The sequence below is a fragment of the Streptomyces sp. NPDC039424 genome, assembly GCF_055639495.1.
Window position 1 is genome coordinate 612,968 of sequence record NZ_JBVKAI010000004.1, and the last position, 15,823, is coordinate 628,790.

The 15,823-nt window shown below is 72.0% G+C and carries 13 protein-coding genes; 4 read left to right on the forward strand and 9 right to left on the reverse strand.

The window, feature by feature from the left end; translation table 11 throughout:
- Positions 1–94: 94 nt before the first annotated feature.
- The 3 genes from ACZ7L0_RS14020 to ACZ7L0_RS14030 all read left to right on the forward strand — a co-directional run bounded on the left by ACZ7L0_RS14020 (position 95) and on the right by ACZ7L0_RS14030 (position 5,556).
- Entirely contained in the window at positions 95–1,297 is a 1,203-nt protein-coding gene (locus ACZ7L0_RS14020; RefSeq protein WP_471242692.1) for an ROK family protein, read from the forward strand.
- Between the two features lie 407 nt (positions 1,298–1,704).
- Entirely contained in the window at positions 1,705–4,425 is a 2,721-nt protein-coding gene (gene ppdK / locus ACZ7L0_RS14025; protein WP_471242693.1) for a pyruvate, phosphate dikinase, read from the forward strand.
- A 204-nt stretch (positions 4,426–4,629) separates the two neighbouring features.
- Positions 4,630–5,556, forward strand: a complete 927-nt coding sequence (locus ACZ7L0_RS14030) for an oxidoreductase (RefSeq protein WP_471242694.1) — start codon at positions 4,630–4,632, stop codon at positions 5,554–5,556.
- Between the two features lie 16 nt (positions 5,557–5,572).
- Here ACZ7L0_RS14030 and ACZ7L0_RS14035 read toward each other — a convergent pair whose 3' ends face one another.
- The 9 genes from ACZ7L0_RS14035 to ACZ7L0_RS14075 all read right to left on the reverse strand — a co-directional run bounded on the left by ACZ7L0_RS14035 (position 5,573) and on the right by ACZ7L0_RS14075 (position 14,019).
- Positions 5,573–5,806 carry a hypothetical protein gene (locus tag ACZ7L0_RS14035; protein ID WP_471242695.1) on the reverse strand — a complete coding sequence of 78 codons (234 nt, stop codon included), beginning with the start codon at positions 5,804–5,806 and terminating at the stop codon, positions 5,573–5,575.
- Between the two features lie 211 nt (positions 5,807–6,017).
- On the reverse strand, positions 6,018–6,785 hold the full coding sequence (locus ACZ7L0_RS14040) for an SDR family NAD(P)-dependent oxidoreductase (RefSeq protein WP_471242696.1): 768 nt from the start codon (positions 6,783–6,785) through the stop codon (positions 6,018–6,020).
- A gap of 110 nt (positions 6,786–6,895) precedes the next feature.
- On the reverse strand, positions 6,896–7,480 hold the full coding sequence (locus ACZ7L0_RS14045; RefSeq protein ID WP_471242697.1) for a TetR/AcrR family transcriptional regulator: 585 nt from the start codon (positions 7,478–7,480) through the stop codon (positions 6,896–6,898).
- A gap of 46 nt (positions 7,481–7,526) precedes the next feature.
- Positions 7,527–7,877, reverse strand: coding sequence for a nitrite reductase small subunit NirD (gene nirD / locus ACZ7L0_RS14050; RefSeq protein WP_471242698.1), 351 nt, complete (start codon positions 7,875–7,877; stop codon positions 7,527–7,529).
- Positions 7,874–10,474, reverse strand: a complete 2,601-nt coding sequence (gene nirB, locus ACZ7L0_RS14055) for a nitrite reductase large subunit NirB (protein ID WP_471242699.1) — start codon at positions 10,472–10,474, stop codon at positions 7,874–7,876. The genes nirD and nirB overlap by 4 nt, the downstream gene beginning before the upstream one ends.
- On the reverse strand, positions 10,474–11,691 hold the full coding sequence (locus tag ACZ7L0_RS14060) for an NAD(P)/FAD-dependent oxidoreductase (protein ID WP_471242700.1): 1,218 nt from the start codon (positions 11,689–11,691) through the stop codon (positions 10,474–10,476). Before ACZ7L0_RS14060 ends, nirB begins: the two co-directional genes overlap by 1 nt.
- 105 nt (positions 11,692–11,796) lie before the next feature.
- Positions 11,797–12,417: a class F sortase gene (locus tag ACZ7L0_RS14065; RefSeq protein WP_471242701.1), complete on the reverse strand. Its 621-nt coding sequence runs from the start codon at positions 12,415–12,417 to the stop codon at positions 11,797–11,799.
- Positions 12,418–12,526: 109 nt separating this feature from the next.
- The gene (locus ACZ7L0_RS14070; RefSeq protein ID WP_471242702.1) at positions 12,527–13,048 is read right to left on the reverse strand and encodes a hypothetical protein; all 522 of its coding nucleotides are present in this window, start codon (positions 13,046–13,048) and stop codon (positions 12,527–12,529) included.
- A gap of 233 nt (positions 13,049–13,281) precedes the next feature.
- Positions 13,282–14,019, reverse strand: a complete 738-nt coding sequence (locus tag ACZ7L0_RS14075) for a TetR/AcrR family transcriptional regulator (RefSeq protein ID WP_471242703.1) — start codon at positions 14,017–14,019, stop codon at positions 13,282–13,284.
- Between the two features lie 178 nt (positions 14,020–14,197).
- Between ACZ7L0_RS14075 and ACZ7L0_RS14080 the strand changes: the two genes are divergently transcribed.
- On the forward strand, positions 14,198–15,730 hold the full coding sequence (locus ACZ7L0_RS14080; protein WP_471242704.1) for an MFS transporter: 1,533 nt from the start codon (positions 14,198–14,200) through the stop codon (positions 15,728–15,730).
- The last annotated feature ends 93 nt before the right edge of the window (positions 15,731–15,823 follow it).

Consider the following 15,823-nt stretch of genomic DNA (forward strand, 5'->3'; position numbering starts at 1 on the left):
CAATGGGTTCGACCATGGCTACCGTAGGGTTACGTCTATTTAACACGCAAAACTCAATATGTAATGCAAACTTGAGAAACACAAGGGGGTGTGCATGAGCGGTCGGAGTCAGGCGAGCGCCGGCGATCTGCTCGAACTGGTGCGCAGCGGGCGGGCCACCACGCGTGGTGCCCTCCAGCAGGCCACCGGCCTGTCCCGGGCCACCGTCGGCCAGCGGCTCGACCGCCTCTTCCGCGCCGGCTGGCTGCGCGAGGGCGCCGGCGGCCCGGTCGACTCCCCGCTGGGCGGGCGCCCCTCCATCACGCTGGAGTTCGACGACGCCCACGCAGTCGTCCTCGCCGCCGACCTCGACACGAGACACGCCCGCGCGGCCGTCCTCACGCTGACCGGCGAGATGCTCGCCGAGCACTCCGGCGGTCTCGCCATCGAGGACGGCCCGGACGCCGTCCTCGGCGAGCTCGGCCGGTGGTTCGGCGAGCTGCTGGAGAAGGCGGGGCACCGGGCGCACGAGGTCTGCGGCATCGGCCTCGCCGTGCCCGGCCCGGTGGACAGGGAGACCGGCCGGGTCGTCCAGCCGCCGATCATGCCCGGCTGGGACGGCTACGACATACGGGGCCGCCTGGCCCGCGCCCTCACCGAGCACACCGGCGCCCCCTCCGTCCCCGTGCTCGTCGACAACGACGCCAACCTCATGGCGTACGGCGAACAGCGCACCGGACATCCGGACTGCTCGGCGTTCGTGCTGGTCAAGGTCTCCACGGGGATCGGCGCCGGCGTCGTGGTCGACGGCTCGATCTACCGGGGCATCGACGGCGGCGCCGGGGACATCGGGCACATCCGGGTGCCGGAGGGCGCCGAGGCGCTGTGCCGGTGCGGCTCGTACGGCTGTCTGGCCGCCCTCGCCAGCGGCGGTGCCGTGGCCCGGCGGCTCGCCGCGGCGGGCGTGCCGGCGGCCAGCGGCTCGGACGTACGGGACCTGCTGGCGGCCGGGCATCCGGAGGCGGCGGCGCTCGCCCGCGAGGCCGGGCGCCGGGTCGGGGACGTGCTGGCGACCGTCGTGACGCTGCTCAACCCCGGCGTGCTGATGATCGCCGGAGATCTGGCCGGAACACCCTTCCTCACCGGAGTGCGGGAGCTGCTGTACCAGCGGGCGCTGCCGCGCTCCACCGCTCATCTGGACGTGGTGACCTCGCGGCTGGGGGAGCGGGCCGGGCTGGTGGGGGCCGGGGCGCTGGTCGTGGAGTACCTCTACGCGCCGGAACGGGTGGAGGAGCGGCTCGCGGCGCTGGGCGTATGACGAGCGTGTTTCCGTCCTGAGCGGGGGTCCGCATGGTGAAACCGGCGGCTCTGTGGCAGCGTGATTCTCGCCACCCTTGATAAGGGTTGCGCTCAGATGAGCGGATCTTGGGCGACTGCACTTCTCCAAGGGGTGGCACTCGGTGCCACCCCTTGATCGTTCATCGATCGAAATCAGACGTGCAGAGTAGCCGCTCATCTGAGCGGAAAACCCCCTCCAGGGAGGCTTGTGCGTTCAAGAAGTGAAAACATAAGCCTGTCCCCGCTTGCCAAGCTTTGACTTTCGATCCGCTGGCGGACGAGTGGTTACAGGCGCATGACGCGCAAGTGGACGTACCCAGGCACCTTCGATCTGGGTATGTTCCTCGCCGTCAGGGCAGCCACCGCGGCCTCAAGGAGTCGAGACCCGTGTCGGAAAACAAAGCACCCCACGTAGCGAAGTTTGTTTACGACTTCACCGAGGGCAACAAGGAGCTCAAGGACCTTCTCGGCGGCAAGGGCGCCAACCTCGCCGAGATGACCAACCTGGGCCTTCCCGTCCCTCCGGGATTCACGATCACCACCGAGGCCTGCAAGGTCTACCTCGACAGCGGCGAGGAGCCGGCGGCACTGCGTGACGAGGTGAGTGCGCACCTCGAGGCCCTCGAGCAGAAGATGGGCAAGAAGCTCGGCCAGGCCGACAACCCCCTCCTCGTCTCCGTCCGCTCCGGCGCCAAGTTCTCCATGCCCGGCATGATGGACACCGTCCTCAACATCGGCCTCTCCGACAAGTCGGTGCAGGGCCTGGCCAAGCAGGCCGGCGACGAGCGCTTCGCCTGGGACTCCTACCGCCGCCTCATCCAGATGTTCGGCAAGACCGTCCTCGGCGTCGACGGCGAGCTCTTCGAGGAGGCCCTGGAGGCGGCCAAGGCGGCCAAGAAGGTCACCGTCGACACGGACCTCGAAGCGGCCGACCTGAAGAAGCTGGTCACCAAGTTCAAGAAGATCGTCAAGACCGAGGCCGGCCGGGACTTCCCGCAGGACCCGCGCGAGCAGATGGACCTCGCCATCAAGGCGGTCTTCGACTCCTGGAACGGCGACCGCGCCAAGCTCTACCGCCGCCAGGAGCGCATCCCGCACGACCTGGGCACGGCCGTCAACGTCTGCTCCATGGTCTTCGGCAACCTCGGCCCCGACTCCGGCACCGGTGTCGCCTTCACCCGCGACCCCGCCTCCGGCCACCAGGGCGTCTACGGCGACTACCTCCAGAACGCGCAGGGCGAGGACGTCGTCGCGGGCATCCGCAACACCGTCCCCCTCGCCGAGCTGGAGAACATCGACAAGAAGTCGTACGACCAGCTCATGCAGATCATGGAGACCCTGGAGAACCACTACAAGGATCTCTGCGACATCGAGTTCACCATCGAGCGCGGCCAGCTGTGGATGCTCCAGACCCGCGTCGGCAAGCGCACCGCCGGTGCCGCCTTCCGCATCGCCACCCAGCTCGTGGACCAGGGCCTGATCGACGAGACCGAGGCGCTCCAGCGCGTCAACGGCGCCCAGCTCGCCCAGCTGATGTTCCCCCGCTTCGACGAGCACGCCAAGACCGAGCAGGTCGGCCGGGGCATCGCGGCCTCGCCGGGCGCGGCGGTCGGCAAGGCGGTCTTCGACTCCTACACCGCCGTCAAGTGGTCCCGCTCCGGCGAGAAGGTCATCCTGGTCCGCCGGGAGACCAACCCCGACGACCTGGACGGCATGATCGCGGCCGAGGGCATCCTCACCTCCCGCGGCGGCAAGACCTCCCACGCGGCCGTCGTCGCGCGCGGCATGGGCAAGACCTGTGTCTGCGGCGCCGAGGAGCTGGAGGTCGACACCAAGCGGCGCCGGATGACGGTCCCGGGCGGGCACGTCGTCGAGGAGGGCGACGTCATCTCCATCGACGGTTCCTCGGGCAAGGTGTACCTGGGCGAGGTCCCGGTGGTCCCCTCCCCGGTCGTGGAGTACTTCGAGGGCCGGATGCACGCCGGTGCCGACGACGCCGACGAACTGGTCGAGGCCGTGCACCGGATCATGGCGTTCGCCGACCGCAAGCGCCGCCTGCGCGTGCGCGCCAACGCGGACAACGCGGAAGACGCGCTGCGCGCCCGTCGCTTCGGCGCCCAGGGCATCGGCCTGTGCCGCACGGAGCACATGTTCCTCGGCGACCGCCGCGAGCTGGTCGAGCGCCTGATCCTCGCCGACACGGAGACCGAGCGCGAGGAGTCCCTCAAGCAGCTCCTCCCGCTCCAGAAGAAGGACTTCGTGGAGCTCTTCGAGGCGATGGACGGCCTGCCGGTCACCATCCGCCTCCTCGACCCGCCGCTGCACGAGTTCCTGCCCGACATCACCGAGCTGTCGGTGCGCGTGGCGCTGGCGGAGTCCCGTCAGGAGCCGCACGAGAACGAGCTGCGCCTGCTCCAGGCGGTGCACCGCCTGCACGAGCAGAACCCGATGCTCGGCCTTCGAGGCGTACGCCTCGGCCTGGTCATCCCGGGTCTGTTCACCATGCAGGTCCGGGCCATCGCCGAGGCCGCGGCCGAGCGCAAGAACGCCAAGGGCGACCCGCGCGCCGAGATCATGATCCCGCTCGTCGGCACCGTCCAGGAGCTGGAGATCGTCCGCGACGAGGCCGACCAGGTCGTCGCCGAGGTCGAGGCCGCCACGGGCGTCCGCCTGAAGCTGGCCATCGGCACGATGATCGAGCTGCCGCGCGCCGCGCTGACCGCCGGTCAGATCGCGGAGGCGGCGGAGTTCTTCTCCTTCGGCACCAACGACCTCACCCAGACGGTGTGGGGCTTCAGCCGGGACGACGTGGAGGCCTCCTTCTTCACGGCCTACCTGGAGAAGGGCATCTTCGGCGTCAGCCCCTTCGAGACGATCGACAAGGACGGCGTCGGCTCCCTGGTGAAGGCGGCGGCCAAGGCGGGCCGCGAGACCCGCCCCGACCTCAAGCTCGGCGTCTGCGGTGAGCACGGCGGCGACCCGGAGTCGGTCCACTTCTTCCACGAGGCCGGACTCGACTACGTCTCCTGCTCCCCGTTCCGCATCCCGGTCGCCCGCCTCGAGGCCGGCCGCGCGGCCACCCAGTCGGCGGGCAGCGACCACCGCTGACCGCTTGAGGCCCCGGAGCCGTCGTCTGTCACCCGACCCTCACCGATCGGCGGCGGCTCCGGCGCACCAGAGAGGAGGGGCGGCACCCTTGTGCGGGGGTGCCGCCCCTCCGGCGTGTCCCGCGCCGGGGCGAACCTCCGGCGAGCGCTCCGGTGAGCCGCCTAGGCTTGGGGCAGGAGTGCTCGATGCGGAGGGAGCCCGGCCATGTCCGGCTGGAACGCTACTGACATCCCCGACCAGACCGGCCGCGTCGCCGTCGTCACCGGTGCCAACAGCGGGCTCGGGTACGTCACCGCGCGGGAGCTGGCACGCAAGGGGGCCCGGGTGGTGCTGGCGTGCCGGAGCGAGGCGCGGGGGAGTGCGGCCGCGGACCGGCTAGTCGCCGAAGTGCCGGAGGGCAAGGCGGAGTTCGCGCGGCTGGACCTCGGGGATCTGGCGTCCGTGCGGGAGTTCGCGGGCGGGCTGCGGTACGACCGGATCGACCTGCTCGTCAACAACGCCGGGGTGATGGCGCTCCCGTACGGGACCACGGCCGACGGTTTCGAGACCCAGTTCGGCGTCAACCACCTGGGCCACTTCGCCCTCACCGGGCTGCTGCTGCCCGCGCTGCTCGCCACACCCGGCGCCCGGATCGTGACCGTGTCCAGCATGGTGCACACGCTGGCCAACATCGACCCCGCCGACCTGCGCGGTGAACGCCGCTACCGCCGTTGGATCTCCTACGCCCGTTCCAAGACCGCCAACCTGCTCTTCACGCACGAGCTGACGCGCCGGCTGGCGGCCACCGGGGCGGATGTCGTCGCGACCGCGGCCCACCCCGGTTACGCGGCCACCAACCTCCAGACCGCCGGCGTCCGGGCCGAGGGGCGCCGGACGGCCGAACGGCTCGTGGAGCTCGGCAACCGCGTCATCGCCCAGTCCGCCGAGACGGGCGCCCTGCCCCTCCTGTACGCGGCGACCGCCCCCGGCGTACGCTCCGACGCGTTCTTCGGCCCGTCCTTCGCGATGTGGCGGGGCGCCCCGGCGCCGTCCTGGCGGGCGCCCTGGACGCTCAACGACGCGATGGGGGAGCGGCTCTGGGAGGACTCCGAGCGGCTGACGGGGGTGTCGTACGACGCGCTGAAGGCGTGAGCGCCGGGGCTCCGGCTCACCACCCCTGCGTGCCGTCCGCGAGCCGCCGGTGCCACCACGGGACCGGGTCCGCCCGGCCGCGCCCGGCGAGCGGGTCGGGCAGGGTATGGCGGAGGTAGCGGCGGTCCAGCGACCGCACCTCGCGCCACAGTTCGGCCCGTGCGCGGGGAGGCAGACGCGGCAGGACCGCCGCCAGGACGTCACGGGCGTGCCGTACGTCGTCGAAGGCGCAGCCCGGCAGACGCTCCACCAGGTGGATCGCCAGGCTGGTGCGGGCGGACAGGCCGGGGACGGGTACGGGACGCGGCTCGCCCAGGACACGGGGGCCGGGGGAGCGGTCGGGCGGCGCGCAGGGCGCCGGGCCGGTTACGCGGCATCGGCCTTTCGGAGTGCGGTCATGGGCGCCATCATGCCAGTCGGCCGATGACCTGACCCGCCCCAAAACCTCCGGGTCGCACGGCCTACAGGGAGCCGCCGCCGTCCACCACCAGGTCGGTGCCGACGGTGGAGGCCGCGTCGTCGGAGGCCAGGTACTGGACGGCGGCGGCCACCTCCTCGGTGGCGGAGATCCGGCCGAGCGGGAGCATGGCCTTCGCGCGCTCGGTCCGCTCCGCCTCACTCTCGCCGGGGCGCAGCGACATGGGCGTGGCGGTGGCGCCGGGGCTGACCACGTTGATGCGGACGCCGTCCCGGATGTGGTCCCGGGCGGCGGCGCGGCTGAGCGCGGTCACGGCGGCCTTGGTGGCGGAGTAGGCGGCGGCTCCGGCGGGGCTCGTGTGCAGCCCGAAGGTGGAGGAGACGTTGACGATCGCGCCGCCGGTCGGCTGGGTCCGCATCCGGCGGATCTCGGCCCGGAGGGCCAGGAACACGCCGGTGACGTTGATGTCCAACTGCGCCCGCCAGTCGGCCTCGGGGAGGTCGGCCAGGGGCTGCCCGCCCCGGAAGACGCCCGCGTTGTTGACGGCGACGTCGAGCGAGCCGAAGTGGTCCACGGCCGCCCGGACCAGTGCCTCGGCGTCCTCGGCGCGGGAGACGTCGGCGGTCACGGCGAGCGCCTTGCCGCCGCGGTCCTCGATCAGCCGGACGGTCTCGTCGAGCGGCTCGCGCCGCCGTCCGGCCACGACGACCCGCGCTCCCTCGGCGGCGAACGCGAGGGCGACGGCACGGCCGATGCCGGAGCCGGCGCCGGTGACGAGGGCGGTCCTGCCGGTGAATCGGGTGGCGGTCATGATCTCCCCTTTTCTTGACCTGCTGCCCTGACGGACTGTTTGCACGGTCTTTTTTGACTGATCGGTTCAGTATGAGGTGAGAAGAAAACGCCCCTCACCGGAGGGGCGTCTCAGTCGAGCAGTGCCAGGGCCTGCTCCGCCGCGTCCCGGACGCGGGCCGGGTCCGCGGAGGCCTTGCCGACGACCCGCAGCCCCTGCATCAGCACCAGCAGCATGCGGGACAGGGCGAGCGGATCGCGGCCCGCGGGCAGCTCGCCCTGGGCCTGGGCGCGGACCAGTGCCGAGTGCAGCACGGTCTCCATGTGGTCCCAGTTGTGCTCGACCAGCCGCGTGACGGCGGGGTCCCGCGGGGTGAGCTCGGCGGCCGTGTTGGTGACGAAGCAGCCGCACCGGCGCAGTTCCTCGGCGCCCGCCTCGGCCGCGACGCGGTGGACGACCGCGCGGACGGCGGGCAGTACGGGCCCCGGCTGGGACAGCTCGCGCAGCAGCTCCGGGAGCCGCTGCCGCTGGTAGCGGTCCAGCGCCTTCAGATACAGCTCGTGCTTGCTGCCGAAGGTCGCGTAGACGCTGGCCCGGCCGATGCCGAGGTGCTCCACCAGATCGGACATCGACGTAGCCTCGTAGCCGCGCTGCCAGAACAGCTCCAGGGCTGACTGCAGCGCGGCTTCGGGGTCGAACTCCTTGGTCCTGGCCACGTGGCGCAGCCTAGACTTTTCTGAAACGATCAGTCAAGAACGGCTGCTACGAAGCCCGCACCTCGTAGGCAGCGATCCGCACCGACTCGTCGTCCAGACACACCCCGCTCTCCAGGTCGAACCGCTGCTTCAGCAGCGGCGAGGCGACGAACGGGCGGCCCTGGTGGGTGCCGGTCAGGCCGCGGGAGAGGACCGCCGCGCCGACGAACGGATCGCGGTTGTCGATGCCGTACAGGCTGCCGTTCCGGTCGCGGAACAGGGCGACCTGGCGGCCGTCCGGCAGCAGCGCGGCCACACCGCGGCCCGGGGTCAGTGAGCTGAGGTCGCAGACCGTGAACCAGTCTCCCTCCAGCAGGAGCTGGACCTTCAGGTCGGTGGTCTCGGGTGCCAGGGTCATCGCTGGGCGCTTCCTTCCAGAACGTCGGCGGTGGGGCGCATGCCGATGGACAGCAGCGGCAGGTCGGGCTTCATCTGGTCGCGCTCGGGGACGAAGCCGACGACCGGGTCGGGGGTGTCCGGCGCGTTGACGAAGGACACGAACCGGGCCAGCTTCTCGGGGTCGTTGATGGTCTCGGCCCACTCGTCGCGGTAGTTGCCGACGTGCGCCGCCATCAGCGCCTCCAGCTCCTCGCAGATGCCGAGCGAGTCGTCCACCACCACGTCCCGTACGTGGTCCAGGCCGCCCGGGATCCGCTCCAGCCAGGTGGAGGTGCGCTCCAGACGGTCGGCGGTGCGGATGTAGAACATCAGGAACCGGTCGATCAGGCGGATCAGTTCGGCGTCGCTCAGGTCCTGCGCGAGCAGATCGGCGTGGCGCGGGGTCGCGCCGCCGTTGCCGCCGACGTACAGGTTCCAGCCGTTGGAGGTGGCGATCACGCCGAAGTCCTTCGACTGGGCCTCCGCGCACTCGCGGGCGCATCCGGAGACGGCGGACTTGAGCTTGTGCGGGGAGCGCAGCCCCCGGTAGCGCAGCTCCAGGTCGATCGCCATCCGGACGGAGTCCTGGACGCCGTAGCGGCACCAGGTCTGGCCCACGCAGGACTTCACCGTGCGCAGCGACTTGCCGTAGGCGTGCCCGGACTCGAAGCCCGCGTCCACCAGCCGGGCCCAGATCAGCGGGAGCTGTTCGACGCGGGCGCCGAACATGTCGATCCGCTGGCCGCCGGTGATCTTCGTGTAGAGGCCGAAGTCGCGGGCGATCTCACCGATCACGATCAGCTTCTCCGGGGCGATCTCGCCGCCGGGGATGCGCGGCACGACCGAGTACGAGCCGTTCTTCTGCAGGTTGGCGAGGAAGTGGTCGTTGCTGTCCTGCAAGGCCGCCTGCTCACCGTCCAGGACGTAGCCGCTCGCGCCGATCGTCGGGGCGAGGGAGGCGATGATCGACGCCACCGCCGGCTTGCACACCTCGCAGCCGTCGCCGCCCCGGGCGCCGTCGCGGCCGTACCGGTCCAGCAGCTCCTGGTACGAGGTGACGCGCAGGGCGAGGACGATCTCGTACAGCTCCTCACGGGTCTGCCCGAAGCAGCCGCACAGGCCCTTGTCGACCTCGACGCCGCTCGCCTCCAGCTCGGCGGTGACCAGCTGGCCCAGCACCTTGACGCAGGAGCCGCAGCCGGTACCGGCCTTGGTGCACTTCTTCACCTCGGGCACGGTGGTGCACTGGTGCTCGGTGACCGCGCCCCGGATCGTGCCCTTGCTGACGTTGTGGCAGGAGCAGATGATCGCCTCGTCCGGCAGCGCGGACGGGCCGAGCTGGACGGACTCCCCGGCGCCGGCGGGCAGCACGAGCGACTCCGGCGCGACCGGCGGGATGGAGCCGGTCAGGGCGCGCAGGGTGCCGTACGCGTCCGCGTCGCCGACCAGGACACCGCCGAGCAGCGTGCCGTCGCGGCCGATGACCAGCTTCTTGTACAGGCCCGCGCGGGAGTCGGAGTAGACGACGTCCAGGCAGTCCTCGGTGGTGCCGTGCGCGTCACCGAAGGAGGCCACGTCCACGCCGAGGAGCTTCAGCTTGGTGGAGAGGTCGGCGCCGGTGAAGGAGGCCTCGTCCGCGGCGATGGTCGCCGCGGCCGTCGCGGCCTGCTCGTACCCGGGGGCGACCAGGCCGTACACCCGCCCGTCCGCCGCCAGCGCGCACTCGCCGATCGCGAACACGTGCGGGTCGGCGACCGTGCGGCACTGCTCGTCGACCGTGATGCCGCCGCGCTCGCCGACCGTCAGCCCGCAGTCACGGGCCAGCTGGTCGCGGGGGCGGACACCGGCGGAGAACACCACCAGGTCGGTGGCGAGTTCGGAGCCGTCGGACAGCTTCATGCCGGTGACCGCGCCGTCCTCGCCGACGACGATCTCCTGCGTGCCCACACCGGTGTGCACGGTCAGGCCCATGTCCTCGATGGTGCGCAGCAGCGCGGCGCCACCGCCCTCGTCGACCTGCACCGGCATCAGACGGGGCGCGAACTCCACGATGTGGCTGGTGAGTCCGAGGCCCTTCAGCGCGCCCGCGGCCTCGAGGCCCAGCAGACCGCCGCCGACCACCGCGCCGGTCGTCGCCCTCGTCTTCGCGTACTCCTCGATCGCGAGGAGGTCCTCGATCGTGCGGTAGACGAAACAGCCCTCGGCGTCCTTGTTCGGGACCGGCGGTACGAAGGGGTACGAGCCGGTGGCGAGGACGAGGGTGTCGTACTCGAAGACCTGGCCGGACCTGGCCGTGACCTTCTTCGTCTCCCGGTCGATCGCCTGAGCCGGGTCGCCCACGTACAGCTCGATGCCGTGGTCCTTGATGAACTCCATGTCGGTCATGGAGAGTTCCTCGGGCGTCTTCCCCGAGAAGTACGAGGTGAGCTGCACGCGGTCGTACGCCGGACGTGGCTCCTCGCACAGCACGACCACGCGGTGCGTGGCGGTCAGGCCGCGCTCGGCGAGCGCTTCGAGGAAGCGCTGGCCGACCATGCCATGGCCGACGAGCACGATAGTGGGGGTGCCGGTGGACATCAGGAGCCTCCATCGTTGGTGAGCAGGTGGAGCAGGGGGCCGCCGTCCGTGGGGAGCGGCTCTGCTCCCTCCCAGGCGCGTGCCAGCGCGCCGACGGTGCCGAGTTCGCCGACGAGGACCCCGCCGACCAGGCGGTCGTCGCGGACGACGACCTTGCGGTAGGTGCCGCGGGTGGCGTCGGCGAGCTGCACGACGTCGTCGCCGGGGCGCGGCTCGGTCTCCCCGAACGCGGCGAGGTCGAAGGGGGAGTCCTGCCCGGTCAGGGTGAGCCGGGTCAGGGAGCGGGTGCCGGTGTAGCGGGCGCCCGGGCGCCCGGCGAGCAGTTCGGCGAGCGCCTCGGCCTGTTCGAGGGCCGGGGTGGCCAGGCCGTACACCGTGCCGGCGTGCTGGGCGCAGTCGCCGATGGCGTGGATGTGCGGGTCGGAGGTGCGCAGTTCGTCGTCGACGATGACGCCCTTGTGGACGGCCAGTCCCGCGTCCTGGGCGAGACCGGTGCGCGGATGCACCCCGCAGGCCAGGACCACGAGGTCGGCGTCGAGGGCGTAGCCGTCGGCCATCTCCACCGAACGGACCGCGCCGCCGACCGAGCGCACGTCCCGCACCCGGCACTCGGTGTGCACCTCGACACCGAGGTCCTTCAGATGGCGCCGGACGAGCTTGGAGGCGCTCGGGTCGAGCTGGCGCTCCATCAGCCGCTCGGACTGCTGGGCGAGGACGACCTGTGCGCCGCGCATCGCGAGCGCCCGGGCGGCGGACACCCCGAGCAGCCCGCCGCCGATGACGACCGCCCGCACGCCCGGCCGGACCGCCTTGGCGAGACCCAGGCAGTCGTCCATGGTGCGGAACGCGTGGACGCCCTCGGGCAGTTCGTGGTCGGCGGTGAACAGGCCGCGCAGCGGCGGGAGTACGGGGTTGGAGCCGGTGGCCAGGACCAGCGTGTCGTATGCGATCACCGAGCCGTCCGCGCAGCGCAGCCGCCGTTCCGCCCGGTCGATGCCGGTGACCCGGGTGCGCACGATCCCCTCGGGTGCCGGGAGCGCGATCACCTCCGGGGCGTAACGGCCGGCCAGCACCTCGGCGAGCAGCACCCGGTTGTACGGGCGGTGCTCCTCCTCGCCGACGACCAGCGCGGGCGTACCGAGCTCACCGAGCCGCCGGGCGAGCCGCACGCCCGCGAGGCCGGCGCCGATCACCACCACACGCGTATTCGAGGTCATGTCCTTGAGCGTGCGGGCCCGACGTTACCCGTCCGCATCGCATCTGTTTCCCGCGAGGAACGCTGCCCTCAGCGGGGGTGGGGGGCAGGTGTGAGGGCGACGCCGTCAGCGGCTCCCCGTCAGATGCGCGAAGACGACCACGTTCCCCTGGTACCCGGTGGTCTTCGAGTAGCCCCCGCCGCAGGTGATCACCCGGAGCTCGGGGCGCTTCGCCGCGCCGTACACCTTGTCGTCGGGGAAGTTCCGCGCCGAGTACACCTCCACCGCGTCCACGGTGAACACGGCCACGCCGCCGTCCTGCCGGTCCACCTCGATGGCGGCGCCGCGCCTGAGGGCGCCGAGGTCGTAGAAGACGGCGGGGCCCTCGGTGTTGTCGACGTGGCCGGCGACGATCGCGGTGCCCCGCTCGCCGGGGGTGGTGCCGGCCTCGTACCAGCCGGCGAGGTTCCGGTTGCCGGCGGGCGGGACGTCCAGGCTGCCCGAGCTCGTCAGGCCCAGGCCCATCAGCGGGGCGTTCACGCGGATCGCGGGGATGCGGATGCGGGTGGGCGGCGAGGGCGGCAGGGCGGGGGAGGCGAGCCGCTCCTCGCCCGGCTCCGGGCGGCCCTCGGCGGCGGACGGCTGGGGCGGGGCGTGCGTCCCGGAGCCGCTCCCCAGCAGCCACACCCCGGAGCCCAGGGCGACCACGGTGACCGCGGCTATGGCGGTGTCCCCGATCCTGCGCATGCGAATCCCTTCCCGGAGCTGGACCCCGTTCCCCTCCGGGCCGCGAGGGGCGTCGGACCCGGAGGGGGCGGGGTTGCGGTACCGGCGGACGGACAGCGGAGGGTGTCCGTCAGATCCCGTCGCCTCTCGCCCGGCGATGCAGGAGCCAGGTACCGCCCGCGGCGGCGACGGCCAGAGCCGCCACGCCCGCCGCGGTGTGCACGGGGTCGGGGCCGAGTGCGCCGCCGACCCCCGTCTTCACGCTTCCTCGCGGCTGCACCTGGTCGCGCGCCAGGTCCAGCGTCACCACCAGGTCGCCCGTCACCCGCTTGCCGCCCTCGGCGCAGTCCGCGACGATCTCGTACGTCCCCGGCTGCGCGCTCGGCGGCACTCGGAACTGCCCGATGGCCTCGCCCTCGTGCGTACTGGGCGCCAGCGTGAAGGTGCCGGCGCCCACCGCCGAGGCGTCACCGGCCGCCGTGCCCCGGCCCCCGCACGCCGCCGTGTTCACCGAGACGGTGGCGCCGGGGGCCACGCTGGACGGGTACACGTCCAGGCCGCTGCCGTTCACCGCGTACGCGGGCGCGGCGGCCGGACCGGCGGTGGCGACGGCGAGCGCGGTACCGGTCAGCAGACGGGCGGTGCGGCGCATGGTGCTCCCTCGAGCTCGTGCGATGCCTTCACGTGCTCTTCCGAGGTAAGTGGCACCTGACCGCGCGCGCTTGCTGACGTTGCGTCAGGGATGGGATGAACGGGTGTCTCCCGCGGCCCCCGCCCGGCTCACCCGGGGGGTGTTCCGGCAGGTCATGGGCGCGCGAGGGGTCCCGGTGAAGAGCACCCGAACGGCCGGGTGGCTCGGGTGAAGCCCGCTGAGGCCCGTCGGCCCTACCGCGGCAGTCGCAGCGCCAGTCCGTCCAGGACGACGTCCAGGCCGTAGGCGAACTTGGCGTCGCGGGTCCCGGCGGGGTCCTCGGCCGCGGCGGCGGCCTCGCCATAGGCGTCGGTGAGGTGCTGGTGTCCTGCCGCGGCCTGCTGGACGGCGGGCAGTGTCCGGGCGATGAACTCGGCCTCGCTCCGGCCGGAGCGGGCGACCGTGGTGAGCCAGGCGGCCTCCGTGGTGCTCATGCCGAGCGTGTAGGCCAGCACCGCGTCGATCGCGCCCCTCGGTTCGGGGAAGCCGGCCGCGGTGAACAGCGCGGCGAGCCGCTCGAAGTAGGAGATGAGGTTGGGGCCGAGATAGGTCAGACCCGCCTGGCCGATGACCGAGGACAGCCAGGGGTGCCTGAGGGCCGTGGCCCGGAAGGAGTGCGCGGCCTCGCTGACGGCGGCCCGCCAGTCGGGGCTGTCGGCGGGCGGCACGCGGGTCTCGGCGGCGACCTCGTCCACGGCGAGCTCCATCAGCTCGTCCTTGGTGGCCACGTGCCGGTAGAGGGAGGTCGCGCCGGCGTTCAGGCGGGCGCCGAGCTTGCGCATGCTGAGCGCCTCGACGCCCTCGGCGTCCAGCATGGCGATCGCCTCCCGGACGATCGCCTCCCGGGTCAGGCCGGGCTGGTCGGGCTCGCGCCGCTGCCGGGCCCAGACGGACGGGATCGGCTGCGGGTCGGTCGTCTTCCTGGCGGCCATGACGCTCCTCTGCGGCTCTCGTGACGCCCCTGTCGCGGCCTGGGGCGTACATCGTGCGCTGTCAGCGTACAGCGATCGAGGGTTGCGCACACTGTACCGACATGCGTACAGTGTTCGCACGACGCCGGAACGGTGTTCGCAAGTCGGGAACAGTGTGCGCAAGCCGGAAGGAACGCAGATGGACACCCAGAGGGAAACCCAGGGCGCGACCCGCGACCCCCGTCGGTGGTGGATCCTCGTCGTGCTGTGCCTGAGCACGCTGGTCCTGGTGATCGACAGCATGGCCCTGACCGTCGCGGTGCCCTCGATGACCGAGGACCTCGGCGCGAGCGCCCAGGACACCCAGTGGATCCTGGATTCCTACATCCTGGTCTTCGCCGGCCTGCTGCTGACCTCCGGCAGCCTCGGTGACCGCTTCGGCCGCCGGAAGGTCATGCTGATCGGGCTCCTGCTCTTCGGAGCCGCCTCACTGGGCGCGGCCTTCTGCGCCACTCCCGGCGAACTGATCGCCGTACGCGTCGCGATGGGCGTCGGCGGAGCGCTGATCATGCCCTCCACCCTGTCGATCCTCATCACCGTCTTCGACGAGGAGGAGCGCGGCAGGGCGATGGCGGCGTGGGGTTCGGTGTCGATGGTCGGCCTGGTCGGCAGCCCGGTCCTCGGCGGTGTCCTGATCGACCACTTCTCCTGGCACTCGATCTTCCTGCTCAACGTGCCGGTCGTCGCGCTGGCCCTGGTCGCCGGAACGACCCTCATGCCGGAGTCCAAGGCGCCCTGGCAGAAGGCCGACCCGCTGGGCGCGGTGCTGTCCGCCGCCGGAATGACCGCCCTGGTCTGGTGGATCATCGAGATCCCGCAGCACGGCGCCTTCGCGGGCCGCTCCCTGCTCATCCTGGCGGTCGCGGTCGTCGCCCTCACGGGCTTCGTCGTCTGGGAGAACGCGACCGCCGCCCCGATGGTCCCCCTGGTCCTCTTCAAGCACCGCAACTTCAACGGCGGTTCGCTCTCCCTGGCCCTGCTCCAGATCGGCAACGGCGGTCTGCTGCTGGTCCTCACCCAGTACCTGCAGTTCGTCCTCGGCTACTCCCCGGTCAAGGCCGGGATGGCCTTCCTGCCGCTGGCGGTCACGGCGATCATCGGCAACGCGGGCGGCGTCAAGCTCGCGGCGAAGATCGGCAACCGGTTCGTGATCCTCTCCGGCATGCTGGTGATGGCCGCCTGCTTCGCCCTGCTGGCCACGGTCGACGCCGACTCCGGCTTCACCGTCCCGGCGATCGCCCTCGGCCTCCTCGGTCTCGGCGCGGGCCTGGCGATGCCGGCCGCGGTCGGCGCGCTGATGGCGACCATCCCGGCGGACAAGGCGGGCGTCGGCTCGGCCCTGAACGACACCATCCAGCAGGCCGGCACCGCCCTCGGCATCGCGATCCTCGGCTCCCTGCTCTCCAGCGGCTTCGCCGACGAGATGCCCGCGAACGTCCCCGAGGAGGCCAGGCAGTCCATCGCCGGCGCACTTGCGGCGGCCCACGGTGACGCGGCCCTGGTGCACGCGGCCAGGGAGGCCTTCACCTCCTCGATGTCGACCACCCTCACCCTCAGCGCGATCGGTGTCCTGGCCGCCGCGGTCCTGGCCACCCTGGTGATGCGGGACCCGGAGCCGAAGCAGCCGGCCGAGGTCCCGGAGCAGGAGCAGGAGCCGGAGCTGGTCGCCTGACCCGGCCGCACCCCAGGACGCGAACGACGAAGGGCCGGCGCCCCCGAGAGGGCGCCGGCCTTCCGGCGTGTCCGGCGTCTTCCGGCGTGCGGG

Bases quoted from the DNA above. Each gene is read 5' to 3' on its own strand.
- ACZ7L0_RS14020 (WP_471242692.1), top strand. From the start codon at position 95: ATGAGCGGTCGGAGTCAGGCGAGCGCCGGCGATCTGCTCGAACTGGTG.
- ACZ7L0_RS14030 (WP_471242694.1), top strand. From the start codon at position 4,630: ATGTCCGGCTGGAACGCTACTGACATCCCCGACCAGACCGGCCGCGTC.
- ACZ7L0_RS14040 (WP_471242696.1), bottom strand. From the start codon at position 6,785: ATGACCGCCACCCGATTCACCGGCAGGACCGCCCTCGTCACCGGCGCC.
- nirD (WP_471242698.1), bottom strand. From the start codon at position 7,877: ATGACCCTGGCACCCGAGACCACCGACCTGAAGGTCCAGCTCCTGCTG.
- nirB (WP_471242699.1), bottom strand. From the start codon at position 10,474: ATGTCCACCGGCACCCCCACTATCGTGCTCGTCGGCCATGGCATGGTC.
- ACZ7L0_RS14060 (WP_471242700.1), bottom strand. From the start codon at position 11,691: ATGACCTCGAATACGCGTGTGGTGGTGATCGGCGCCGGCCTCGCGGGC.
- ACZ7L0_RS14065 (WP_471242701.1), bottom strand. From the start codon at position 12,417: ATGCGCAGGATCGGGGACACCGCCATAGCCGCGGTCACCGTGGTCGCC.
- ACZ7L0_RS14070 (WP_471242702.1), bottom strand. From the start codon at position 13,048: ATGCGCCGCACCGCCCGTCTGCTGACCGGTACCGCGCTCGCCGTCGCC.
- ACZ7L0_RS14075 (WP_471242703.1), bottom strand. From the start codon at position 14,019: ATGGCCGCCAGGAAGACGACCGACCCGCAGCCGATCCCGTCCGTCTGG.
- ACZ7L0_RS14080 (WP_471242704.1), top strand. From the start codon at position 14,198: ATGGACACCCAGAGGGAAACCCAGGGCGCGACCCGCGACCCCCGTCGG.